At 72.4% G+C, this 20061-nt stretch carries 23 protein-coding genes; 10 read left to right on the top strand and 13 right to left on the bottom strand.

Going from position 1 to position 20061, the window contains the following annotated elements; all coding sequences use genetic code 11:
• Window positions 1-119: 119 nt before the first annotated feature.
• Both crp and FQY79_RS14785 read left to right on the top strand, forming a co-directional pair.
• Window positions 120-755, top strand: a complete 636-nt coding sequence (crp, locus tag FQY79_RS14790) for a cAMP-activated global transcriptional regulator CRP (protein WP_425463214.1) — start codon at window positions 120-122, stop codon at window positions 753-755.
• Window positions 752-1225, top strand: coding sequence for a GNAT family N-acetyltransferase (locus FQY79_RS14785; RefSeq protein WP_146313657.1), 474 nt, complete (start codon window positions 752-754; stop codon window positions 1223-1225). The genes crp and FQY79_RS14785 overlap by 4 nt, the downstream gene beginning before the upstream one ends.
• Before the next feature lie 242 nt (window positions 1226-1467).
• Here FQY79_RS14785 and FQY79_RS14780 read toward each other — a convergent pair whose 3' ends face one another.
• The 10 genes from FQY79_RS14780 to FQY79_RS14735 all read right to left on the bottom strand — a co-directional run bounded on the left by FQY79_RS14780 (window position 1468) and on the right by FQY79_RS14735 (window position 9666).
• Entirely contained in the window at window positions 1468-2199 is a 732-nt protein-coding gene (locus tag FQY79_RS14780; RefSeq protein ID WP_146313656.1) for a haloacid dehalogenase-like hydrolase, read from the bottom strand.
• Window positions 2196-2999, bottom strand: coding sequence for an indole-3-glycerol phosphate synthase TrpC (gene trpC, locus FQY79_RS14775; protein WP_146313678.1), 804 nt, complete (start codon window positions 2997-2999; stop codon window positions 2196-2198). Before trpC ends, FQY79_RS14780 begins: the two co-directional genes overlap by 4 nt.
• A 121-nt stretch (window positions 3000-3120) precedes the next feature.
• Window positions 3121-3480 (bottom strand): antibiotic biosynthesis monooxygenase family protein, encoded by a 360-nt coding sequence (locus FQY79_RS14770; RefSeq protein WP_146313655.1) that lies wholly within the window; start codon window positions 3478-3480, stop codon window positions 3121-3123.
• A gap of 62 nt (window positions 3481-3542) precedes the next feature.
• The gene (gene trpD / locus FQY79_RS14765) at window positions 3543-4583 is read right to left on the bottom strand and encodes an anthranilate phosphoribosyltransferase (RefSeq protein ID WP_146313654.1); all 1041 of its coding nucleotides are present in this window, start codon (window positions 4581-4583) and stop codon (window positions 3543-3545) included.
• 46 nt (window positions 4584-4629) lie between these two features.
• On the bottom strand, window positions 4630-5208 hold the full coding sequence (locus FQY79_RS14760) for an anthranilate synthase component II (RefSeq protein WP_146313677.1): 579 nt from the start codon (window positions 5206-5208) through the stop codon (window positions 4630-4632).
• An 85-nt stretch (window positions 5209-5293) separates the two neighbouring features.
• Window positions 5294-6769, bottom strand: coding sequence for an anthranilate synthase component I (gene trpE, locus FQY79_RS14755; RefSeq protein ID WP_146313653.1), 1476 nt, complete (start codon window positions 6767-6769; stop codon window positions 5294-5296).
• Between the two features lie 137 nt (window positions 6770-6906).
• Window positions 6907-7851: a lipid kinase YegS gene (gene yegS, locus FQY79_RS14750; RefSeq protein WP_146313652.1), complete on the bottom strand. Its 945-nt coding sequence runs from the start codon at window positions 7849-7851 to the stop codon at window positions 6907-6909.
• 285 nt (window positions 7852-8136) lie between these two features.
• Window positions 8137-8610, bottom strand: coding sequence for a ribonuclease E activity regulator RraA (rraA, locus tag FQY79_RS14745; protein ID WP_146313651.1), 474 nt, complete (start codon window positions 8608-8610; stop codon window positions 8137-8139).
• Window positions 8607-9281, bottom strand: a complete 675-nt coding sequence (gene rpe, locus FQY79_RS14740; RefSeq protein WP_146313650.1) for a ribulose-phosphate 3-epimerase — start codon at window positions 9279-9281, stop codon at window positions 8607-8609. Before rpe ends, rraA begins: the two co-directional genes overlap by 4 nt.
• A 55-nt stretch (window positions 9282-9336) precedes the next feature.
• Window positions 9337-9666, bottom strand: a complete 330-nt coding sequence (locus tag FQY79_RS14735) for a J domain-containing protein (RefSeq protein WP_146313649.1) — start codon at window positions 9664-9666, stop codon at window positions 9337-9339.
• Window positions 9667-9746: 80 nt separating this feature from the next.
• Here FQY79_RS14735 and FQY79_RS14730 point away from each other — a divergent pair, with 80 nt between their 5' ends.
• Window positions 9747-10643: a phosphoribosylaminoimidazolesuccinocarboxamide synthase gene (locus tag FQY79_RS14730; protein WP_146313648.1), complete on the top strand. Its 897-nt coding sequence runs from the start codon at window positions 9747-9749 to the stop codon at window positions 10641-10643.
• 70 nt (window positions 10644-10713) lie between these two features.
• Entirely contained in the window at window positions 10714-11211 is a 498-nt protein-coding gene (locus FQY79_RS14725; RefSeq protein WP_146313647.1) for an Mpo1 family 2-hydroxy fatty acid dioxygenase, read from the top strand.
• A 24-nt stretch (window positions 11212-11235) separates the two neighbouring features.
• Here the strand turns inward: FQY79_RS14725 and FQY79_RS14720 are convergent, their stop codons facing one another.
• Window positions 11236-12153 (bottom strand): NAD-dependent epimerase/dehydratase family protein, encoded by a 918-nt coding sequence (locus FQY79_RS14720; RefSeq protein WP_146313646.1) that lies wholly within the window; start codon window positions 12151-12153, stop codon window positions 11236-11238.
• A 100-nt stretch (window positions 12154-12253) separates the two neighbouring features.
• Here FQY79_RS14720 and FQY79_RS14715 point away from each other — a divergent pair, with 100 nt between their 5' ends.
• Genes FQY79_RS14715 through mnhG form a run of 6 tightly spaced genes read left to right on the top strand, consistent with a single transcriptional unit; the run spans window position 12254 to window position 18136 of the window.
• Window positions 12254-15037 (top strand): monovalent cation/H+ antiporter subunit A, encoded by a 2784-nt coding sequence (locus FQY79_RS14715; protein WP_146313645.1) that lies wholly within the window; start codon window positions 12254-12256, stop codon window positions 15035-15037.
• The gene (locus FQY79_RS14710) at window positions 15037-15426 is read left to right on the top strand and encodes a Na+/H+ antiporter subunit C (protein WP_146313644.1); all 390 of its coding nucleotides are present in this window, start codon (window positions 15037-15039) and stop codon (window positions 15424-15426) included. Before FQY79_RS14715 ends, FQY79_RS14710 begins: the two co-directional genes overlap by 1 nt.
• Window positions 15426-16958 carry a monovalent cation/H+ antiporter subunit D gene (locus FQY79_RS14705; protein ID WP_146313676.1) on the top strand — a complete coding sequence of 511 codons (1533 nt, stop codon included), beginning with the start codon at window positions 15426-15428 and terminating at the stop codon, window positions 16956-16958. Before FQY79_RS14710 ends, FQY79_RS14705 begins: the two co-directional genes overlap by 1 nt.
• 10 nt (window positions 16959-16968) lie before the next feature.
• Window positions 16969-17457 (top strand): Na+/H+ antiporter subunit E, encoded by a 489-nt coding sequence (locus FQY79_RS14700; RefSeq protein ID WP_146313643.1) that lies wholly within the window; start codon window positions 16969-16971, stop codon window positions 17455-17457.
• Window positions 17458-17489: 32 nt separating this feature from the next.
• Window positions 17490-17732, top strand: coding sequence for a K+/H+ antiporter subunit F (locus FQY79_RS14695; RefSeq protein ID WP_246123149.1), 243 nt, complete (start codon window positions 17490-17492; stop codon window positions 17730-17732).
• Window positions 17729-18136, top strand: a complete 408-nt coding sequence (mnhG, locus tag FQY79_RS14690; protein WP_146313641.1) for a monovalent cation/H(+) antiporter subunit G — start codon at window positions 17729-17731, stop codon at window positions 18134-18136. The genes FQY79_RS14695 and mnhG overlap by 4 nt, the downstream gene beginning before the upstream one ends.
• Window positions 18137-18152: 16 nt before the next feature.
• Here the strand turns inward: mnhG and FQY79_RS14685 are convergent, their stop codons facing one another.
• Window positions 18153-19097 carry a sodium:calcium antiporter gene (locus tag FQY79_RS14685; protein WP_146313640.1) on the bottom strand — a complete coding sequence of 315 codons (945 nt, stop codon included), beginning with the start codon at window positions 19095-19097 and terminating at the stop codon, window positions 18153-18155.
• Between the two features lie 54 nt (window positions 19098-19151).
• On the bottom strand, window positions 19152-19802 hold the full coding sequence (locus FQY79_RS14680) for a hypothetical protein (protein ID WP_146313639.1): 651 nt from the start codon (window positions 19800-19802) through the stop codon (window positions 19152-19154).
• Window positions 19803-20061 lie beyond the last annotated feature (259 nt).

The following is a 20061-nucleotide window of genomic DNA, read 5'->3' as shown; positions in this document are numbered from 1 at the left end:
GACAAGACAGTTTGCCCCGGGGGCGGGGACGTCCTAATCTCCGTGCTTCCCCCGTTCCCCCCTGCATGAATCCGAGCCCTGTGGCCCTCATCAGCAGCTACCGCCGCCCTACCCACCCGATGGCGCCGTCCCCCGCGACCATCGAACGCTTCCTCGCCCACTGCCACCGCCGCCGCTACCCGCCGCGCACCGAGGTGTTCCGGCCGGGCGACCCCGCCGGCACGCTCTACTACGTCATCAGCGGCTCGGTGAGCATCATCACCGAGGAGGACGACGGCCGGGAGCTGGTCCTGGGCTACTTCGGGAACGGCGAATTCGTCGGCGAAATGGGCCTGTTCATCGAATCGGACGTGCGCGAGGTGATCCTGCGCACCCGCACCCCGTGCGAACTGGCCGAAATCAGCTACGAGCGGCTCTACCAGCTGTTCGAGGGCACCCTGGCCAACGACGCCACCTCGATCGTGTACGCGATCGGGGCCCAGCTGTCCCGGCGCCTGCTCGACACCAGCCGCAAGGCCGGCCGGTTGGCCTTCCTGGACGTGACCGACCGGATCACCCGGACCCTGCACGACCTGACCCGCGAGCCGGAGGCGATGAGCCATCCGGAGGGCACCCAGCTGCGGGTTTCGCGCCAGGAGCTGGCCCGGCTGGTGGGCTGCTCGCGGGAAATGGCCGGCCGGGTGCTGAAGAAGCTCCAGGCCGACGGCAAGCTGCACGCCCGGGGCAAGACCATCGTGCTCTACGGCACGCGATGAGCGTGGCCCACTTCGGCCCGCCGGGCGAGTTGCCGGACGCCGACCTGCGCAGCGCCAGCGAGGTCGACGCCGACGACGTGGCCGCCCTGCTGTCCGAACTGGGCTACCCCTGCGACCGGGCGGACGCCGACCGGCGCATCCGCAGCATCCTCGAGAACGACCGCCAGGCGCTGGTGGTGGCGCGGGTGGACGGCGTGGTCTCGGGCCTGGTGGCCCTGGATTTCATGTACTACCTGCCGCTGGACACCGTCACCTGCCGGATCACCGCCCTGGTGGTGACCTCCTCGGCGCGCGGCCAGGGCCTGGGCCGGCAGCTGCTGCGCGAGGCCGAGCGCCGCGCCCGGGCCGGCGGCGCGGCCCGGCTGGAACTGGCCAGCGGCTCGCAGCGTACCGACGCCCACGCCTTCTACAAGGCCTGCGGCTTCAGCGACGGGACCCTGCGCTTCATCAAGCGGCTGGGGGACGCCTGACGGCGGTTGCGGGGGGCGACGGCCGGGGCTGAAGCCATGCGCATGGACCGCCGACTGGCGATGGTCGCGGCTGGAGTCGCTTCTACGGCCAGCTGATTGGTGATGGTCGCGGCTGAAGCCGCTCCTACAAGGGATCGTGGCCTGCAGGAGCGGCGTCAGCCGCGACCCGCGCAACCACGCTCCGATGGCGCCTTGCCCGCACGGCTGCCGGTTCGCGGCACTCCGCGCGCATCGCGGCCGCCTCAGGCTTCCTCCGGGGCCGCCACCGGATCGCCGCCGCGGCTGCGGCAGCCCCAGTTGAGGATCGGGGTGCCGGGCGGCAGCAGGCGCCGGAAGCGCTCGACGCTGCCGCGCTTGGGGTTGACCACCACCGGCCTGCGCGCGGCCAGCAGCAGCGGCAGGTCCGCGCTGGAGTCCGAGTAGGCGACCTCGATCCCGGTATAGCCGCGCTCGCGCAGCATCCGCATCTTCTCCTCGGCGTGACAGTGGCGCACGGCCACGATCGCGCCCAGCCGCGGACCCACCTGGCTGCCGATCACCGGGACCGCCTCGTGGGCCACGAAGGCCAGGATCGCGCGCGCCAGTTCGGGCGGCGCGCCGGTGGCGATCACCACCCGGTCGCCGGCCTCGCGGTGGCGGTGCAGCACCTCCAGCGCCACCGGCAGCAGGCGCGCCCGGATCTGCGCTTCGTGGCGGGCCACGTAGCGGTCGATCACGCCCTCGAGCGTGCGCGGCCCGGGCATGCCGACGGTGCCGATCCAGACGTAGCCGGAAATGCCGTAGCGGCGCGTGGGCAGGAACGCCACCATCGGCCCCAGCAGCGGCGTGGCCAGCAGCGCCAGCGCGGTGCGCCACCAGCTGCGGCGGATCAGCCAGGCGAACAGGTGGCTGCCCGAATCGCCGTCGTACAGGGTGTGGTCGAAGTCGAACACCACCAGCGGCGCGTCGCCGCGCGGCGTCTGCGCCGTGCTCATGCCGGGAAGAACATCCGTCGCAGCGCCTGGCCCGGGTCGGGCTCGCGCATGAAGGCTTCGCCGACCAGGAAGGCGTCGATGCCGGCCGCGCGCATCCGCGCCACGTCGGCGGCCGTGTGCAGGCCGCTTTCGGTGACCAGGCGGCGGTCGCGCGGTACCGCATCGCGCAGCGAGAGCGTGGTGTCGAGCGAGACCTCGAAGGTGCGCAGGCTGCGGTTGTTGATGCCCAGCAGCGGCGCGGGCACCTGGATGGCCCGCTCCAGCTCGTCGATGTCGTGCACCTCCACCAGCACGTCCAGGCCGATGGCCATGGCGGTGCCGCACAGCTCGGCCAGCTGGGCGTCGGACAGCGCGGCCACGATCAGCAGGATGCAGTCGGCGCCGAGCGCGCGCGCCTCGTGCACCTGGTAGGGGTCGATGGTGAAGTCCTTGCGCAGCACCGGCAGCGCGCAGGCCGCACGCGCCTGCTGCAGGTAGGCGTCGGCGCCCTGGAAGAAATCGACGTCGGTCAGCACCGACAAGCAGGCGGCGCCGCCAGCCTCGTAACTGCGCGCGATCGCCACCGGGTCGAAGTCCGGGCGGATCACGCCCCTGGACGGGCTGGCCTTCTTGATCTCGGCGATCACCGCCGGGTCGCCGGCGGCGATCCGGGCCTCGATCGCGGCGGCGAAGCCGCGCGCGGGCGGCATGTCGGCGGCCTGCGCGCGCATTTCGGCCAGCGGCCGGGCAGCGCTGCGCGCGGCCACTTCCTCGGCCTTGCGCGCCAGGATCCGCTGCAGGATGTCGTCCTTGCACGGCAGCGAAGGACGCAGGAGACGGTTCACGGGCGTTGGTCCTCCTCGAAACCCGTCGCCGCAGCGGGGCGCGGCGACGCGACGGACATGATCGCATGGCCGGCGTGTGGCATGCCCGCGCCCGCGCTCACGCGCCGTCGGCCGCGGCGCCGCGGTCCCAGCCGTAAGCGCGTTCGACGCGGGCGACGCGGAGCTCGAAGTGGCGGTACCACCGGGCCCGCCCGCGTTCGCGCGTGGCCGCGTGTTCGGCGTGGTTGCGCCAAGCCATGATCGCCTCTTCGCTCTCCCAGTAGGAGATGGTGATGCCGAAGCCGTCGGCGCCGCGCACCGATTCCACCCCGAGGAAGCCGGGCTGCCGGCGCGCCAGTTCGACCATGCGCCCGGCGGCCTCGGCATACCCGGCCTCGTCGGCGCCGGTGCGGGCGGAGCTGAAGATCACCGCGTAGTAGGGCGGCGGCGGAAGCGTCGCGAACGCGCTGGATTCCATGCGGGCGTCGTGTGCGGTCGGGCCGGCATTCTCGCAGCATCGGCGGCCCGCGTGGAACCGCCTCAGCCGCCGTCCTGCGCCAGCCGCCGGGTGGTGGCGACGAAGGACTCCAGCCGCGCCAGGGCGGCCCCGGAGGCGATCGCCTCGCGCGCGCGGGCGATGCCCTCGCCGATGCCGTCCGCGACGCCGGCCACGTACAGCGCGGCGCCGGCGTTGAGCGCGACGATCTCCAGCGGCAGCCCGGCCTCGCCGCGCAGCGCGCCGAGCAGCATCGCCTTCGATTCCTCCGGGCCGGACACCTGCAGGTTGCGGCTGGCCGCCATCGCAATGCCGAAGTCCTCGGGGTGGATCTCGTACTCGCGCACCACGCCGTCGCGCAGCTCGCCGACCAGGGTGGCCGCGCCGAGCGAGATCTCGTCCATGCCGTCGCGGCCCCACACCACCAGCGCGCGCTCGGTGCCCAGCTCCTTGAGCACCCGCACCTGGATGCCGACCAGGTCGGGGTGGAACACGCCCATCAGCACGCTCGGCGCGCCGGCCGGGTTGGTCAGCGGCCCGAGGATGTTGAAGATCGTGCGCACGCCCATCTCGCGCCGCACCGGCGCCACCGCCTTCATCGCCGGGTGGTGGATCGGCGCGAACATGAAGCCGGCGCCGACCTCGGCGATGCAGCGTGCGACCTGTTCCGGCTGCAGCTCGATCGCCGCGCCCAGCGCCTCCAGCGCATCGGCGCTGCCGGACTTCGAGGACACGCTGCGGTTGCCGTGCTTGGCCACCCGGCCGCCCGCCGCCGCAACCACGAACATGCTGGCGGTGGAGATGTTGAAGGTGTGCGAACCGTCGCCGCCGGTGCCGACGATGTCGACCAGGTGGCGGCGGTCGGCGACCTCCACCGGGCGCGAGAGCTCACGCATCACCCGGGCGGCGGCGGCGATCTCGTCCACCGTCTCCTTCTTCACCCGCAGCCCGGTGAGGATCGCGGCGGCCATCACCGGCGAGACCTCGCCGCGCATGATCTGGCGCATCAGGTCGATCATCTCGTCGTGGAAGATCTCGCGGTGCTCGATGGTGCGCTGCAGGGCTTCCTGGGGAGTGATGGTCATGGGAGGGCGGGTTCCATGGTGGTCGTGCGTGGGGGAGCGCGGGCGGTCAGCGCTCCAGGAAGTTCTTGAGCAGTGCGTGGCCGTGCTCGGTGAGGATCGATTCGGGATGGAACTGCACGCCCTCGACCGGATGCGCGCGGTGGCGCAGGCCCATGATCTCCTCGAACGTGCCGTCCTCGTGTTCGGTCCAGGCGGTGACCTCGAGGCAGCCGGGCAGCGAGTCGCGCTCGACCACCAGCGAGTGGTAGCGCGTGGCCTCGTAGCCGTCGGGCAATCCCGCGAACACGCCCTGTCCGGCGTGCCGGATCGGCGAGGTCTTGCCGTGCATGATCCGCCCGGCGCGCACCACCCGGCCGCCGTAGGCCTGGCCGATGCTCTGGTGGCCCAGGCACACGCCCAGGATCGGGATCCGCGGCCCCAGCGCCTCGACCACCGCGACCGAGACCCCGGCCTCGTTCGGCGTGCACGGCCCTGGCGAGATCACGATGCGCTCGGGCGCAAGCCGCTCGATCTGCCCGACCGACAGCTCGTCGTTGCGCACCACCTTCACCTCGGCCCCCAGCGCCTGCAGGTACTGGACGAGGTTCCAGGTGAAGCTGTCGTAGTTGTCGATCATCAGCAGCACGGCAGGAACCCCGGTCGGACGCGATGCGGTGGACATGGATGGCGGCGCACGAAATCGATGGACAGGCAGCGGGACATGCAGCGCCTCACAATCCCCTCGCCGCCTCGGCCACCGCACGGAACAGGGCGCGGCCCTTGTTCATGGTCTCGTCCCATTCCTTTTCCGGGTCGGAATCGAACACGATGCCGGCGCCGGCCTGCACGTACAGGCGGCCGCCCTGGATGACCGCGGTACGGATCGCGATCGCGGTATCGGCGTCGCCGTGCCAGCCGATGTAGCCGATCGCGCCGGCGTAGACGTTGCGCTTGACCGGCTCGAGCTCGCGGATGATCTCCAGGGCGCGGACCTTGGGCGCCCCGCTGACCGTGCCGGCGGGGAACGTCGCGCGCAGCACGTCGGCGTAGCTCAGCCCGGACTTCAGCCGGCCGGTGACCTCGCTAACGATGTGCATCACATGGCTGTAGCGCTCGATCACGAAGCGTTCGCCCAGCTCGACGCTGCCCGGCTCGGACACGTGGCCGACGTCGTTGCGGCCCAGGTCGATCAGCATCAGGTGCTCGGCGCGCTCCTTGGGATCGGCCAGCAGCTCGGCCTCCAGCGCCTGGTCCTCCTCGGGCGTGGCGCCGCGCGGGCGGGTGCCGGCGATCGGGCGCACGGTCACGGTGCCGTCCTGCAGCCGCACCAGGATCTCGGGCGACGAGCCCACCACCTGGGTCCGGCCGACGTCGAGGAAGTACATGTACGGCGACGGGTTCATCGCCCGCAGCGCGCGGTACACGTCCACCGGACGGGCGTTGAACGGCACGCTCAGGCGCTGGCTCAGCACCACCTGGAAGGCGTCGCCGGCGGCGATGTAGTCCTTGGCGCGCGCGACCGCGGCGACGAAGCCCTCGCGGGTGAAGCCGGACTCGAAGTGCGCCTCGTCCAGCGCCTCGGGACGCAGCGTCTCCGGGTAGCCGGCGCCGCCGTGGCGCAGGCGGTGGGCCAGCGCGTCGAGGCGGCGGTTGGCGCGCGCCCAGGCCTGCGGCCCGCGCGGGTCGGCGTGCACCACCAGGTACAGCCGGCCCTTGAGGTTGTCGAACACCGCGACCTCCTCGCTGAGCATCAGCAGGATGTCCGGGGTGCCGAGTTCGTCGGGCCTGGCGTTGGCGCGCAGGCGCGGCTCGATGTACTCGATGCACTCGAAGCCGAACCATCCGACCAAGCCGCCGGTGAAGCCGGGCAGTCCCGGCAGGCGCGGCACCGAATGTTCGGCGCGCAGGCGCTCGACCTCGGCGAACGGGTCGGCCACCTCGCGTGTCTCCACCACCTCGCCGTGCTCGCTCACGGTCAGGGTGTGGCCGCGGAACGCGAACACGCGGGTCGCGGGCAGGCCGATGATCGAATAGCGGCCGAAGCGCTCGCCGCCCTCGACCGATTCGAACAGGTAGGTATGCGGGCCGTCGGCGAGCTTCAGGTACACCGACAGCGGCGTGTCGAGGTCGGACAGGACCTCGCGCACGACCGGGATGCGGGTATGGCCTTCAGCGGCGGAGAGCTGGAATTCTTCTTGCGAGGTCACGCGGCATTTCCTCGGGACACGGGCGGGCATGGGCAATGGCGGCGGCGTGCCACCATCGCCAGCTCGTGCCGGCAGCAGGGAAATGCGTGGATGCGGACGCGCCCATGGCGCGTAATGTAACGGCTTTGGCGCCGGTTTTACACGGACGGCGGTGGTTGCGAACGCAACGGACAGTCCGCGGGCAGGTACATGCGCAGCCGTCCCGGGGCGCAGTCGATCCGGAACGCGCGCGACTCCACCGGCTCGCCGTCCAGGTTGAGCACCAGCGGCTCGTCCGCCTCGACCTCGACCCAGGGCAGGCGCGTGCGCGTGGCCACCCGGGCGAGCGCGGCGGCCTTGCCTTCGCTGGCCACGGTGCCCAGGGTGGCGGCGATCTCGCCGGAGAGTTCGGGGATGACGGTCAGATCGAGCAGGCCGTCATCGACCAGCGCGTCCGGGCACAGCGCCTGGCCGCCGCCGGCCTGGCGGCCGTTGCCGATCCCCAGCGCGATGAAGCCGCCGTCCCATTCGAAGCCCGGACCACGCAGCCGCGCCTGCACCGGGTCGATGCGGCCGAGCTTCGCCAGTCCGGTGAGCAGGTAGGCCAGGCCGCCGAGCAGCTTCTTCATGCCCTCGGGCGTGTCCACCGTGACCTGGGTACCGAAGCCGCCGCTGGCGAGGTTGGCGGCCCAGTGGATGTCGCCGCCGGCCTCCAGGCGCAGCAGGTCGATGGGCGTGGCCGGTCGGGCCGCCACCAGTTCCAGCGCCGGCAGCGGCGTCTCCGGGAAGCTGCCGGCGGCGGCGAAGTCGTTGGCGGTGCCCATCGGCACCAGGCCCAGCGCCGGCAGTGCGCCCGCGGGCCGGTCGCGGCTGGCCAGCGCGGTCGCGACCTCGCTCAGGGTGCCGTCGCCGCCCGCCGCGATCAGCACGCCGACGCCGTCCTCGAGCGCCTCGGCGACGATGCGGTCGGCATCGCCGCGCTCCCAGGTCACGCGCACGTCCAGGCGTTGCCCGCGCTCGCGCAGCGCCTGCACCGCGTCGCGCAGCGCATCGTCGCCGGCGGACTTGCCGTTGAGGATGAGTCGCCAGTGGGCTGGAGGCATCGGATCCAGACTCGCGCAGGGTGCGCAGGCCGGGATGATCCGGGTGCGGTGCGAAGGGAGGCGTGAAGCAGGCGGCGCGGTGGCCTTGGGCGGCGTCGGATGGAGGCAGGTGCGCCTGATGCTGCGTCGTTTCGCCCGGCCCCCACCCCGGTCCTCCCGCAGGCGGGTGAGGGAGGCTCGCCGAGGCTTCGCTCGACATGTTCACCGACGGTCCTCCCGGCGGGCCGGGGGTGCCGGTCCTTCCCGCGCGCGGGCAGGCGTGGGCGGCGCCGCAGCGTACCGGGTTCAGGCCAGCGGGGCGTCGGCGAGGATCACGCCGTCCTCGTCCGCGGCCAGCCAGTCGCCGGGCCGGATCTCCACGCCGCCGAACCGCACCGGCACGTCGCGCAGGCCCTGGCCGCGCTTGTCGGTCTTCAGCGGGCAAGTGCCCAGCGCCTTGACGCCCAGGTCGAGGCGGGCAAGCGCGACGCTGTCGCGGATCGCGCCATGCACCAGTACCCCGCTCCAGCCGTTGGCCACCGCCTTGTCCGCCAGCATGTCGCCGAGCATCGCCCGCCGCAGCGAGCCGCCGCCGTCGATCACCAGCACCCGGCCCTCGCCCGGCTCGGCCACGGCCTCGCGCACCAGCGAGTTGTCCTCCAGCGCCTTGACCGTGCTGACCCGGCCGGCGAACGCGATGCGGCCGCCGTAGTCGCGCAGCGGCAGGTCCAGCACGCGGACGCGATCCTCGAACCGGTCGCACAGGTCACAGGTGCTCATGCGCCCGCCCCGGCGATCTCCCGGCGCATGTGCGCGATCACCGCCGCGTAGTCGGGCTGGCCGAAGATCGCGCTGCCGGCGACGAAGGTGTCGGCGCCGGCCGCCGCGATGTCGCGGATGTTGTCCGGCTTCACCCCGCCGTCGATCTCGAGCCGGATCGGCTTGCCGGTGGCGTCGATGCGCGCGCGCACGCGGCGCAGCTTGTCCAGCGCCGAGGGGATGAAGGCCTGGCCGCCGAAGCCGGGGTTGACCGACATCAGCAGCACCAGGTCCAGGTCCTCGAGCACATGGTCGAGCACGTCCAGGGGCGTCGCCGGATTCAGCACCAGGCCGGCCTGGCAGCCTTCGGACCTGATCAGCTGGATCGTGCGGTGCACGTGGCGCGAGGCCTCGGGGTGGAAGCTGATGAGCGTCGCGCCCGCCTTCGCGAAGTCCGGGACGATCCGGTCCACGGGCTCGACCATCAGGTGCACGTCGATCGGCGCGGTGACGCCGTGCCGGCGCAGCGCCTCGCACACCAGCGGGCCGATGGTCAGGTTGGGGACGTAGTGGTTGTCCATCACGTCGAAGTGGACCCAGTCCGCGCCGGCGGCCAGGACCGCGTCGACCTCCTCGCCGAGCCTGGCGAAGTCCGCGGAGAGGATGGAAGGGGCGATGACGGGCGGCTGCATGCGGATTCCTGCGGTGGGTCGGGTGGCGGCCGGCGACCGGGCCGCGCCCGGCGGGTCAGCGTCGGCGGCGGTCGCGGATCCGGTCGTAGGCGGCATTGATCTCGCTGGCGCGCTTCTCGGCCTGCGCGCGCAGCTCCGGCGCCGCGCCGGCGACCTTGTCCGGGTGGTACTGGGACATCAGCCGGCGATAGGCCTGGTCGACCTCGGCGTCGCCGGCGTCGGGCTCCAGCCCCAGGGTGCGATAGGCGGCGGCGTGGCGGCCCCCGCCGACCCAGCCGGCGTCGAAGGCGTGGCCGATCAGCAGGCCGATCAGGCCCCCGGCCGGGTGGCGCAGCAGCAGCCATCCGGCGATGAAGCCCAGGACTTTCCCGTACCAGCGGTTCATGCCCGCCAGTGTACCGCCGGGCGTTCATTGCCGGCGCGATTGCCACTACACTGGCCGGCCCGCACGAAGGCAAGACACCCTTGGCGACCACGCTGCTGTCCTCCGACCTTCCCGGACTGACCCTGCGCCACCGCGGCAAGGTGCGCGACGTGTACGACCTGGGCGACGAGCGCCTGCTGATCGTCGCCACCGACCGGCTCAGCGCCTTCGACGTGGTGCTGCCCGATCCGATCCCGGGCAAGGGCGAGATGCTGTGCCAGATCAGCAACTTCTGGTTCGCGCACACCGCCGCGCTGATGCCCAACCACCTCACCGGCATCGACGTGGCCAGCGTGCTGCCCGAGGGCGTGGACCCGGCGCTGTACGCGCGCCGCTCGGTGGTGACGAAGAAGCTCAAGCCGGTGCCGATCGAGGCGATCGCGCGCGGCTACATCATTGGCAGCGGCTGGAAGGACTACCAGCGCACCGGCCGGGTCAGCGGCATCGCGCTGCCCGACGGCCTGCGCCAGGCCGAGAAGCTGCCCGAACCGATCTTCACCCCCTCGACCAAGGCCGCGGTCGGGGCCCACGACGAAAACATCGACTTCGACACCGCGGTCAAGCTCGCCGGCGCCGAACTGGCCGAGCAGGTGCGCGACGCCACCCTGCGCCTGTACAAGCACGCCGCCGCCCATGCCGCCGAGCGCGGGATCCTGCTGGCCGACACCAAGTTCGAGTTCGGCACCGACGCCGACGGCCGCCTGTACGTGATGGACGAGATGCTCACGCCCGACTCCTCGCGCTACTGGCCGGCCGACGAGTACGAGGTCGGCACCAGCCCGCCGAGCTACGACAAGCAGATCGTGCGCGACTACCTGGAGACGCTGGACTGGGACAAGACCCCGCCCGGCCCGCGCCTGCCGCCCGAGGTGATCGAACGCACCCGCGCCCGCTACGCCGAGGCGCTGCAGCGGCTGGCGGGGATCTCGATCGACTGAGCCCGGCCGGCTGATGCCCGCGCTGCCCTGCGCTATCCTCGCCGCACGACGTGCACCCCGGAGGACAGCCATGAACGCCACCGACCCGGCCTCCGACCGCCCCATCGACCGCTGGTTCGCCAGCTACTCGGCCGACCACCGCAACCCGACCAACCAGCGCATCCACGTGGTCGCGGTGCCGTTGATCCTGTGGAGCGTGATCGCGCTGCTGTGGTGCATCCCGGTGCCGCCCGGCAGCGGCTTCCGGTCGGGGCTGTGGGCCGGCCTGGCCTGCTTCGCGGCGTGGATGTTCTATTACCGCGCCTCGCGCCTGATCGGCTTCGGCATGCTGGCCACCTTCGTGGCGATGCTGTGGCTGACGTTCTGGATCGAGCGCCTGCAGGGCACGCGCTTCCTGCTCGGGCTGGCGGCGGCGGTGTTCGTGGTGGCGTGGATCGCGCAGTTCGTCGGCCACAGCAAGCGGTTCGAGGGGCGCAAGCCGAGCTTCTTCACCGACCTTCGCTACCTGCTGATCGGCCCGGCCTGGGTACTGTCAAAGCTGTACCGGACCCTGGGCTGGCGCTGGTGAGCGGGTGGGCGCCGGCGGCGCCGATCACCCCGGAGGGGTGAGCATCGCCGCGTCGGGCGCGAACGGGCGCGGCGCGTAGCCGAAGTCGCGTTGGGCCGGCGCCGGGTCGAACACCAGGTCCTGCCGCATCCGCGCCAGCGCCGCATCGTTGAATCCCGAGGCCAGTCCCAGCAGCCGCGCCGGCCCGAGCAGCGCGCCGAACAGCGCCGGGGGCAGCAGCAGCAGGCGCGGCCGCTCCGGCAGCGCGGCCAGCGTGCGCGCCACCATCTCCCGGTACGGCAGGGCCTCGCCGCCCGGTACCGCATAGGCGCGGCCGTGGGTGGCGGGCGCGTCCAGGCAGGCCATCGCCGCGTCCGCCAGGTCGTCCACGTGCACCGGCTGGCGCCGCCCGGTGGCATCGGCCGGCAGGGCGAAGCCGCGCAGCCGGCGCGCGAGGGCGGCGATCCGGGTCAGCGTGGCGTCGCGGCCGGCGCCGTAGACCAGGGTCGGCCGCAGGATGGTGGCGGCGACGCCGCGCCCGGCGGCAGTCGCGAACAGGCTCGCCTCGGCCGCGCGCAGCCGGTCCGCCAGCGCCCGCTCGTCCGGATCGGGAGAGGTGCGCTTGGCCTCCACACTGGTCGAGCCGAAGGCGACCACCCGCCGGCAGGCCACGTCGCCGCGGGCGAAGCGGGCGGCGAAGGCGTCGAGCGGCCCGCAGCTGAGCAGCAGGTCGACCTCCCCGGGCAGTTCGCGGCATCCGGCCAGGTCGCCGCGCAACCAGTGCACGCCCGGCAGCGGCGGCTGCGGCTGGCGCGACAGCGCGTCCACCCGCCAGCCCGCCTGCACCAGGCGCGCGAGCAGCGGTCGCCCGATCTGGCCGCTGGCGCCCAGCACCAGCGCCCGCCCCGGCCGTGACGGGCGCCACGGCGGCGCTTGCGGCGCCTCGGGAGGGGGGGTGGTCATCCGCGGAAGGATAACGTGCGGGCAGAAAGGGGGCCGCGTCGGCTAAACTCGAGTGCCGCCCCGGCACGCGCCGCGGTGGTCCCCCCGCACCGGACTCCTGATGCTGAACCTGCTCCTGGCCCTGCCATTCGCGGCGGCGCTGGCCATCGCGCTGGCGCCGGGCGCTTCCCGCCGGACCACCGCCTGGATGGCGGCCGCCGCCCCGTTGCTGGGCCTGGCGCTGCTGGCCGGACACACGCCGGGGGTGATGGACGGGCAGGTGCCGGGGTCGAGCGTGGAGTGGCTGCCGCAGGCGGGGCTGGCGCTGTCGCTGCGCCTGGACGGCCTGGCCTGGATGTTCGCGGGCCTGGTGCTGGGGATCGGCGCGCTGATCGTGCTCTACGCCTACTACTACCTGTCGGAGGAGGACAGCGCCCGCCGCTTCTTCGGCTACCTGCTGCTGTTCATGGGCGCCATGCTCGGCGTGGTGCTGGCCGGCAACCTGCTGCTGATGGTGGTGTTCTGGGAACTGACCAGCATCAGCTCGTTCCTGCTGATCGGGTTCTGGAACCACCGCCAGGACGCCCGCCAGGGCGCGCGGATGGCGCTGACCATCACCGGCATGGGCGGGCTGGCGCTGCTGGGCGGCGTGCTGCTGATCGGGCGCGTGGCCGGCAGCTACGAGCTCGACGTGGTCCTGGCCTCGGGCGATGCGATCCGCGCCAGCGCGCAGTACCCGGCGATCCTGGCCCTGGTGCTGGCCGGGGTGTTCACCAAGAGCGCGCAGTTCCCGCTGCACTTCTGGCTGCCGCAGGCGATGGCCGCGCCCACCCCGGTCTCGGCCTACCTGCACTCGGCGACGATGGTCAAGGCCGGCGTGTTCCTGCTCGCGCGCCTGCATCCGGCGCTGGCCGGCACCGACCTGTTCTTCTACGTGGTCACCACCATCGGCGCGATCACCCTGCTGGTCGGCGCCTGGTACGCGATCTTCCAGCACGACCTCAAGGGCCTGCTGGCCTACTCGACCATCTCGCACCTGGGCCTGATCACCCTGCTGTTCGGCCTGTCGACGCCGATGGCGGTGGTGGCGGGCGTGTTCCACATCCTCAACCACGCCACGTTCAAGGCCTCGCTGTTCATGGCCGCGGGCATCATCGACCACGAATGCGGGACCCGCGACCTGCGCCGGATGGGCAACCTGCGCCGCTACATGCCCTACACCGCGGCGCTGGCGATCGTGGCCTCGCTGGCGATGGCCGGCATCCCGCTGCTCAACGGCTTCCTGTCCAAGGAGATGTTCTTCGCCGAAGCGCTGGAAGCCGGCGACCCGAGCGGCTTCCGGATCGCGATCAGCATCGCCGCCCTGCTCTACGGCGTGTTCGGCGTGGCCTACAGCCTGCGTTTCGTGCACGACGCCTTCCTCGGCCGCGGCCCGCGCGGGCTGCCGGTCGAACCACACGAGCCGCCGGTCTGGATGCAGGTGCCGGTGGCGATCCTGGTGGCGCTGTGCCTGGCGGTGGGCATCCTGCCCGGACTGACGGTCGAGCCGGTGCTCAAGACCGCGGTATCCGGGGTACTGGGCCCGGCCGCCCCGGACTTCTCGCTCGCGGTCTGGCACGGCTGGAACCTGCCGCTGGCGATGAGCATCGCCGGCGTGGTCGGCGGCCTGCTGTTCTACTTCGCCCTGCGCCGGCTGTTCGCGCTGCACGACGCGATGCTGCGGACCTGGGGCCGGCACCTGTTCCACCTCAACGTCGAAAAGCTGTTCAACGCCGCCTGGCGCTACACCGGGCGGGTCGCGGCCGGCGGCATCCGGCGCAGCCTGTTCTGGATGATCGTGGTGGTGCTGGTGGTCGGCGCGATGCCGTTCCTCGGCGAGCAGGCCACGTTGCTGGCCGGCCTGCCGGGGCCGCGGCCGATGCCGCCACTGGGCTGGCTGCTGTGGGCGGTGCTGGTGGGCGCCACCCTGGCCACGGTGGCCTGGCACGGCAAGCGCCTGACCGCGCTGATCGTGATCGGCGCGACCGGACTGATGGTCAGCGCGGCGTTCGCGATGCTCTCCGCGCCGGACCTGGCGCTGACCCAGCTGCTGGTGGAGATGGTGACCATCGCGATGATGATGATGGCGCTCAACTACCTGCCCAAGCAGTCCAAGCAGGCGCGCACGCCGTTCCGGCGCTGGCGCGACGCGCTGATCTCGGTGGTGGCCGGGGCCGGCTGCGCGGGCCTGGCCTACGCGATGCTGGTGCGCGAGCCCGACCAGGCGCTGTCGGCGGAACTGCTCGCGCGCTCGCTGCCCGAGGCCTACGGCGCCAACGTGGTCAACGTGATCCTGGTCGACTTCCGCGGCTTCGACACCTTCGGCGAGATCACCGTGTTCGCGGTCGCCGCGCTGGTGGTGCACGCGATGCTGCGCTGGGCGCGGCTGCGCCCGGACGAGGTGATCCCGGGGCCGCCGGTGCAGCTGCCGATCCCGGCCGACCTGACCCAGCTGCTGTTCCCGCTGGCGCTGACGGTCTCGATCTACCTGTTCCTGCGCGGCCACAACGCGCCCGGCGGCGGCTTCATCGCCGGCCTGACGATCGCGGTGCCGGTGCTGATCAAGTACGTGCTGCAGGGTGCGCGCGCGGTGGAGTCGACCTTCGGCTTCGACTACGTGCGCGGCATCTCGCTCGGACTGGCCCTGGCCGCCGCCGGCGGCCTGGGTTCGCTCCTGTTCGGCCTGCCGTTCCTGGCCAGTGGCCATCTGGACCTGGAGCTGCCGGTGATCGGGCACCTGCCGCTGGCCAGCGCGCTGGTGTTCGACACGGGCGTGTACGTGGTGGTGTTCGCGGGCGCGCTGCTGATCCTGTCGACGATGGGAACGGTGCGGCGGCGCACGCTCGAAGCGGAGGCGATGGACTGATGGAGTTCGCGATGGCCAGCGCGATCGGGGTGCTGGTAGCGGCGGGCGTGTACCTGTTGCTGCGGGCGCGCACGTTCGACGTGATCCTGGGGCTGACCCTGCTGTCCTACGCCACCAACCTGCTGATCTTCTCGTCGGGACGGCTGGTGGTGGGCAAGCCGCCGGTCCTGCGCGCGGCCGCGGCCGCCACCCCGGAGCACTACGCCGACCCGCTGCCGCAGGCGCTGGTGCTGACCGCGATCGTGATCTCGTTCGCGATGACCGCGGTGGTGGTGGTGGTGGCGATGCGCAACCACGCCGACCTGCGCAGCGACCACGTCGACGGCCGTGAACCCGAGCGCAAGCCGCCGCCGGGCGGGCTGCCGGACGGAAAGGACGCGGGCGCATGATGCAGCACCTGGTGCTGGTCCCGATCCTGCTGCCGCTGCTGACCGGCGCGATCCTGCTGCTGCTCGAGCGCCGCCACGAGGTGCGCGTGCTGCGCCGCGGCGCCTGGATGGGACTGTCGCTGCTGCTGCTTGCCTCGGTAGCGCTGGTGCTGCGCGCCGACGAGGGCCGGGTGGAAGCCTACCTGATGGGCGACTGGCCCTCGCGCCTGGGCATCGTGCTGATGCTCGACCGGCTCAGCGCGCTGATGGTGCTGACCACCACCCTGCTCGCGATCCCGGCGCTGCTGTACGCCTGCGCCGGCTGGGACCGGCGCGCGCTGCACTTCCACGCCCTGTTCCAGATCCAGCTGGCGGGCCTCAACGGCGCGTTCCTGACCGGCGACATCTTCAACCTGTTCGTGTTCTTCGAGGTGATGCTGATCGCCTCCTACGGTCTGCTGCTGTCGGGCGCGCGCGGCGAGCGCATCGCGGCCGGCATGCACTACGTGGTGTTCAACATCGCCGCTTCGACCCTGTTCCTGATTGCGCTGGGGCTGCTGTACGGCCTGCTGGGCTCGCTCAACATGGCCGAGCTTTCGGTGCGCGTGGCCGCGGTGGCGCCCGGCGACGTGGCCCTGGTGCGGGTCACGCTGGGGCTGCTGCTGGTGGTGTTCTGCGCCAAGGCCGCGCTGCTGCCGATGTACCTGTGGCTGCCCGAGGCCTACGCCCGGGCGCCGGCCGCCGTGGCCGCGCTGTTCGTGGTGATGACCAAGGTCGGCCTGTACGCGCTGCTGCGCACCGGCACGCTGTGGTTCGGCGAAGCGGCCGGGCCGCTGGAAGGGTTCGGGCGCCAGCCGATGCTGGTGCTGGGCATGGTGACGATGCTGGTGGCCAGCCTGGGCGTGGTCGGTTCGCTGCGGCTGCGCATCGGCGCGGCCTACCTGGTGCTGATGTCCTCGGGCCTGCTGTTCGTGGCCTTCATGCTGGCCACGCCGGGCACGATCGCCGCCGGCCTGTACTACCTTCCGCACAGCTGCTTTGCGGGGGCGGCGATGTTCCTCATCGCCCACATCGTGCAGCGCGAGCGCGGCCGCGCCGGCGACCGCGTGCTGCCCACCGCGCCGCCGATGCCCGCCGTCACGGGCGTGGTGTACCTGCTCGCCGCGGTGGCCCTGGTCGGGCTGCCGCCACTGTCGGGCTTCATCGGCAAGTTCCTGCTGCTGGGCGAGGTGCCCGACGCGGACACCGGCTGGGTCTACGCCGCGGTGCTGGGCAGCAGCCTGCTGGCGCTGATCGGCCTGAGCCGCACCGGCTCGCGGCTGTTCTGGCGCACCGGCCGCCAGGAGGTGCGCGAGCCGTGGGAAGAGGAGCCGCCGCGGGTGCGCGGGCAGGAACTCGCGGCAACCATGCTGCTGCTGGGCTACGTCGTGGCGATGGGCCTGCTGCCTGCGCCGGTGCTGCGCTACGCCACCGCCACCGCCGAACAGCTGCTGCAGCCGGCCGAGTACGTGCACCAGGTGCGCGACACCCTCCCGCAGCGGCGCGCGCCATGAGGAGACGAGCATGCTGAACCGCCTGTTCCCGTCGATCCCGCAGAGCATCACCGTCTTCCTGTTCTGGTGGCTGATGTCCGAACGCACCAGCCCGGGTACCCTGCTGATGGGCGGGTTCCTGGCCTGGCTGATGCCGCAGATCGCCGCCCGCCTGGAGCGCGAGTTCGCGCGCATCGGCGAGGCGTGGATCCTGGTGCCGCTGGGCATCAAGCTGTTCTGGGACGTGATCGTGGCCAACGTCACCGTCGCCCGGCAGGTGCTCGGCCGCGAGGAGGACCTCACCCCCGGCTTCATCTGGATCCCGCTCGAACTGACCAACATCCACGGCATCTCGGCCTTGACCAGCGTGATCACCATCACCCCCGGCACCCTCACCGCCGAACTGTCGGAGGACCGCTCGCACCTGCTGGTGCATTGCCTGGACGTGCCAGACCCCGAGGGCATGGTCCGCCTGATCAAGGAGCGCTACGAAGCGCCGCTGCGGCGGGTGTTCCCGTGAGCGGGCTGGTCGACCTGGTGATCGCCGGCTGCATGCTGGTGGTCGGCGTTGCCATGCTGCTGGCGCTGTGGCGGCTGGTGCGCGGCCCGACCGCGCCCGACCGGATCCTCGCCCTGGACACCCTCTATGTGGCCACCATCGCCGAGGTGGTGCTGCTGGGCATGCTCGACGAAACCGAGGTGTACTTCGAGATCGCCCTGATCATCGCCATGCTCGGGTTCTTCGGCACCGTGGTGCTGAGCAAGTACGTCATGCGCAGGGACATCGTGGAATGAGGCTGGCGATCGACATCGCGACGCTGTTGCTGCTGGTGGCGGGCTGCTTCTTCGTGTTCCTGGGCAGCTTCGCCCTGGTCAAGCTGTCGAGCTTCTTCCATCGCATCCATGGCCCGACCAAGGCCAGCACCCTGGGCGTGGGCTGCATCCTCGCCGCCTCGGTGCTGCACCGGTCGATCCACGGCACCGGCCTGCACCCGCGCGAACTGCTGATCACGGTGTTCCTGTTCCTGACCGCGCCGGTGGCCGCGCACCTGATGTCGCGCGCCGCGCTGTCGCTGATGGACCGGCGGCCGGTGGCGCCGTCGACCCGGGCCGAGCCCGAAGGCCACATCCGCGACGACGCCGACGAGCGCGCCGAGCAGCGCGCGCGCGAACAGGCCGAGGGGCTGGACGACGGCTGAGCCGGCCACCTGCCGGCTAGAGCATCACCACCTCGAAGCCCACCCAGGCCAGGAACGCGGCCAGCAGCACCGCGCCCTCGGCGCGGCTGACTTCCAGCCCGCCACGCAGCATCGGCAGCAGCAGCGCGGCCAGCACCAGCGCCGCGGGCAGTTCGAAGCGGACGAACGAGGCCGGCACCTGCACGTCGCGCACCAGCGCCATGCCGCCCACCACCAGCAGCAGGTTCACCAGGCTCGAGCCAATCACGTGCCCGGCCACCAGGTCGCCCTGGCCGCGGCGCGCGGCGGCGATCGCGGCCGCCACTTCTGGCAGCGCGGTGCCGATCGCCACCGGCAGCAGGCCGAGCACCAGCGCCTCCATGCCCAGCACCGGGCCGAGCCCGACCGCCCCGCGCACCACCCAGCTGGCCCCGAACCACAGCAGCGCCGCGGCGATCGCCAGCCGCGCCAGGTTCGGCACGGTCGATCCGTGGACCGGGAAGAGGTCGGCGAACTCCTCGCCAAGCCGGGCCTGGCGGCGTCCGATGCTCCACGCGACGCCCAGCACCACGGCGAAGGCCGCGACCAGGATCGCGCCGTCGATCCGGCTGAGCCGTCCGTCCTGGGCCAGCAGGATGGCGGCCACGGTGGCCAGCACCAGGCACAGCAGCAGCGGCGGCAGCGCCGGCCAGCGCAACCGCAGCGGGGCGCACAGCGCAGCCGCGCCCAGGGTGAGGCCGAAGTTGGCGATGTTGCTGCCAACCGCGTTGCCCAGCGCCAGCGCCGGCTCGCCGGCGGCCATCGCGCACAGGTTGACCGCCAGCTCCGGCACCGAAGTCGCGAACGCGACCAGCACCAGGCCGGCGGCGAACGGGCTGGCGCCCGCGCGCCGGGCCAGGGTCGAGGCGGCCTTGACCAGCGAATCGCCGCCCAGGGCCAGCAGCACGATCCCGGCAACGAGATGGAACAGCGCACCCGCCACGTTGGTCTCCCCCGACTGCGGCCTGCCGCGATTATGCCGGACGCCCGGCCGGGCTCAGGAACACCCTTCCACGTAATCGACCTGCGGCGGGATGCCCACCCGCCATTCATCCACGCGCCCGTCGGCGTCCAGCTCCAGGACCAGCGCGCCCTCGCCTGCGGGCGCCGCTACCCGCAGCACCCGCCCGTCGGGGTCGTACTTGTGCGGCTGTTCGGCCACCCGTCCCGGGTACAACGCGCGCACCGCGTCGCCGGCCATGCCCACGCGGGCGCCGCCCGGGGCCTCGATCGACGGATCGGCCACGTCCACCCGCACGAACCGGTCGCCCTCGACCATGAACGCGATCCGGTAGCCCTCCGGGCCCAGGGGCTGGGGGATCAGGTAATGGCAGCCGCCCGGTTCCACCGGCCCGGCAGCGCCCAGGTCGCCGCCCCAGGCCTGGCGCACGGCTTGCGCATCGTCACCGAACCGGACCGGGCCGAAGCCGTCGAAGCGCAGGGCGCCTTCGGCGGCTCCGTCGATGCGCAGCGGGCCGGCGGGAGCGGCGGACGGCCGGGACGGCGAGGCGGGTTCGCCGGGTTGGGCCGGTCCGGCGGGCGCTGGCGGCTGCACGGCGGGTGGAGGCCCGGCAGGCGCGGTGGGCCCGCCGTCGCAACCGGCAAGCGCGGCGAAGGACAGGACCAGGACCGTGGCACACAGGCGCATGGGCACTCCGGGGGCAGCGGCGACGGCGCGATCATGTCACGCGCCTCGTGAGCGCGACGAGCACGCCCCGTCGACACTGGCGACCCGTCGAGGCCGTCGGCGGGCCTGCGCCCGCCGACAACCCGTGGCCATTGTAGACACTCTGTTCGCAGTCAACCCTGCACAACCGCGAACAGCTTGCTGCCGTCGTAGCGTGCGGGGTTGCGCACCAAGGCCCACACGGCTGTGAGCAGCTTGCGCATCACCGCCGCCACGGCTT

The organism is Luteimonas wenzhouensis (assembly GCF_007859305.1).
GTDB lineage: Bacteria > Pseudomonadota > Gammaproteobacteria > Xanthomonadales > Xanthomonadaceae > Luteimonas > Luteimonas wenzhouensis.
This window is presented reverse-complemented; position numbering and strand designations above follow the sequence as displayed.

What these genes read in the sequence shown, in the direction of transcription:
- crp (WP_425463214.1), top strand. Translation starts at nt 120, where the DNA reads ATGGCGCCGTCCCCCGCGACCATCGAACGCTTCCTCGCCCACTGCCAC.
- FQY79_RS14700 (WP_146313643.1), top strand. Translation starts at nt 16,969, where the DNA reads ATGCTGAACCGCCTGTTCCCGTCGATCCCGCAGAGCATCACCGTCTTC.
- FQY79_RS14705 (WP_146313676.1), top strand. Translation starts at nt 15,426, where the DNA reads ATGCAGCACCTGGTGCTGGTCCCGATCCTGCTGCCGCTGCTGACCGGC.
- trpD (WP_146313654.1), bottom strand. Translation starts at nt 4,583, where the DNA reads ATGACCATCACTCCCCAGGAAGCCCTGCAGCGCACCATCGAGCACCGC.
- FQY79_RS14785 (WP_146313657.1), top strand. Translation starts at nt 752, where the DNA reads ATGAGCGTGGCCCACTTCGGCCCGCCGGGCGAGTTGCCGGACGCCGAC.
- yegS (WP_146313652.1), bottom strand. Translation starts at nt 7,851, where the DNA reads ATGCCTCCAGCCCACTGGCGACTCATCCTCAACGGCAAGTCCGCCGGC.
- FQY79_RS14720 (WP_146313646.1), bottom strand. Translation starts at nt 12,153, where the DNA reads ATGACCACCCCCCCTCCCGAGGCGCCGCAAGCGCCGCCGTGGCGCCCG.
- mnhG (WP_146313641.1), top strand. Translation starts at nt 17,729, where the DNA reads ATGAGGCTGGCGATCGACATCGCGACGCTGTTGCTGCTGGTGGCGGGC.
- FQY79_RS14710 (WP_146313644.1), top strand. Translation starts at nt 15,037, where the DNA reads ATGGAGTTCGCGATGGCCAGCGCGATCGGGGTGCTGGTAGCGGCGGGC.
- rpe (WP_146313650.1), bottom strand. Translation starts at nt 9,281, where the DNA reads ATGCAGCCGCCCGTCATCGCCCCTTCCATCCTCTCCGCGGACTTCGCC.
- rraA (WP_146313651.1), bottom strand. Translation starts at nt 8,610, where the DNA reads ATGAGCACCTGTGACCTGTGCGACCGGTTCGAGGATCGCGTCCGCGTG.
- FQY79_RS14770 (WP_146313655.1), bottom strand. Translation starts at nt 3,480, where the DNA reads ATGGAATCCAGCGCGTTCGCGACGCTTCCGCCGCCGCCCTACTACGCG.
- FQY79_RS14780 (WP_146313656.1), bottom strand. Translation starts at nt 2,199, where the DNA reads ATGAGCACGGCGCAGACGCCGCGCGGCGACGCGCCGCTGGTGGTGTTC.
- FQY79_RS14735 (WP_146313649.1), bottom strand. Translation starts at nt 9,666, where the DNA reads ATGAACCGCTGGTACGGGAAAGTCCTGGGCTTCATCGCCGGATGGCTG.
- FQY79_RS14725 (WP_146313647.1), top strand. Translation starts at nt 10,714, where the DNA reads ATGAACGCCACCGACCCGGCCTCCGACCGCCCCATCGACCGCTGGTTC.
- FQY79_RS14680 (WP_146313639.1), bottom strand. Translation starts at nt 19,802, where the DNA reads ATGCGCCTGTGTGCCACGGTCCTGGTCCTGTCCTTCGCCGCGCTTGCC.
- FQY79_RS14695 (WP_246123149.1), top strand. Translation starts at nt 17,490, where the DNA reads ATGCTGGTGGTCGGCGTTGCCATGCTGCTGGCGCTGTGGCGGCTGGTG.
- FQY79_RS14715 (WP_146313645.1), top strand. Translation starts at nt 12,254, where the DNA reads ATGCTGAACCTGCTCCTGGCCCTGCCATTCGCGGCGGCGCTGGCCATC.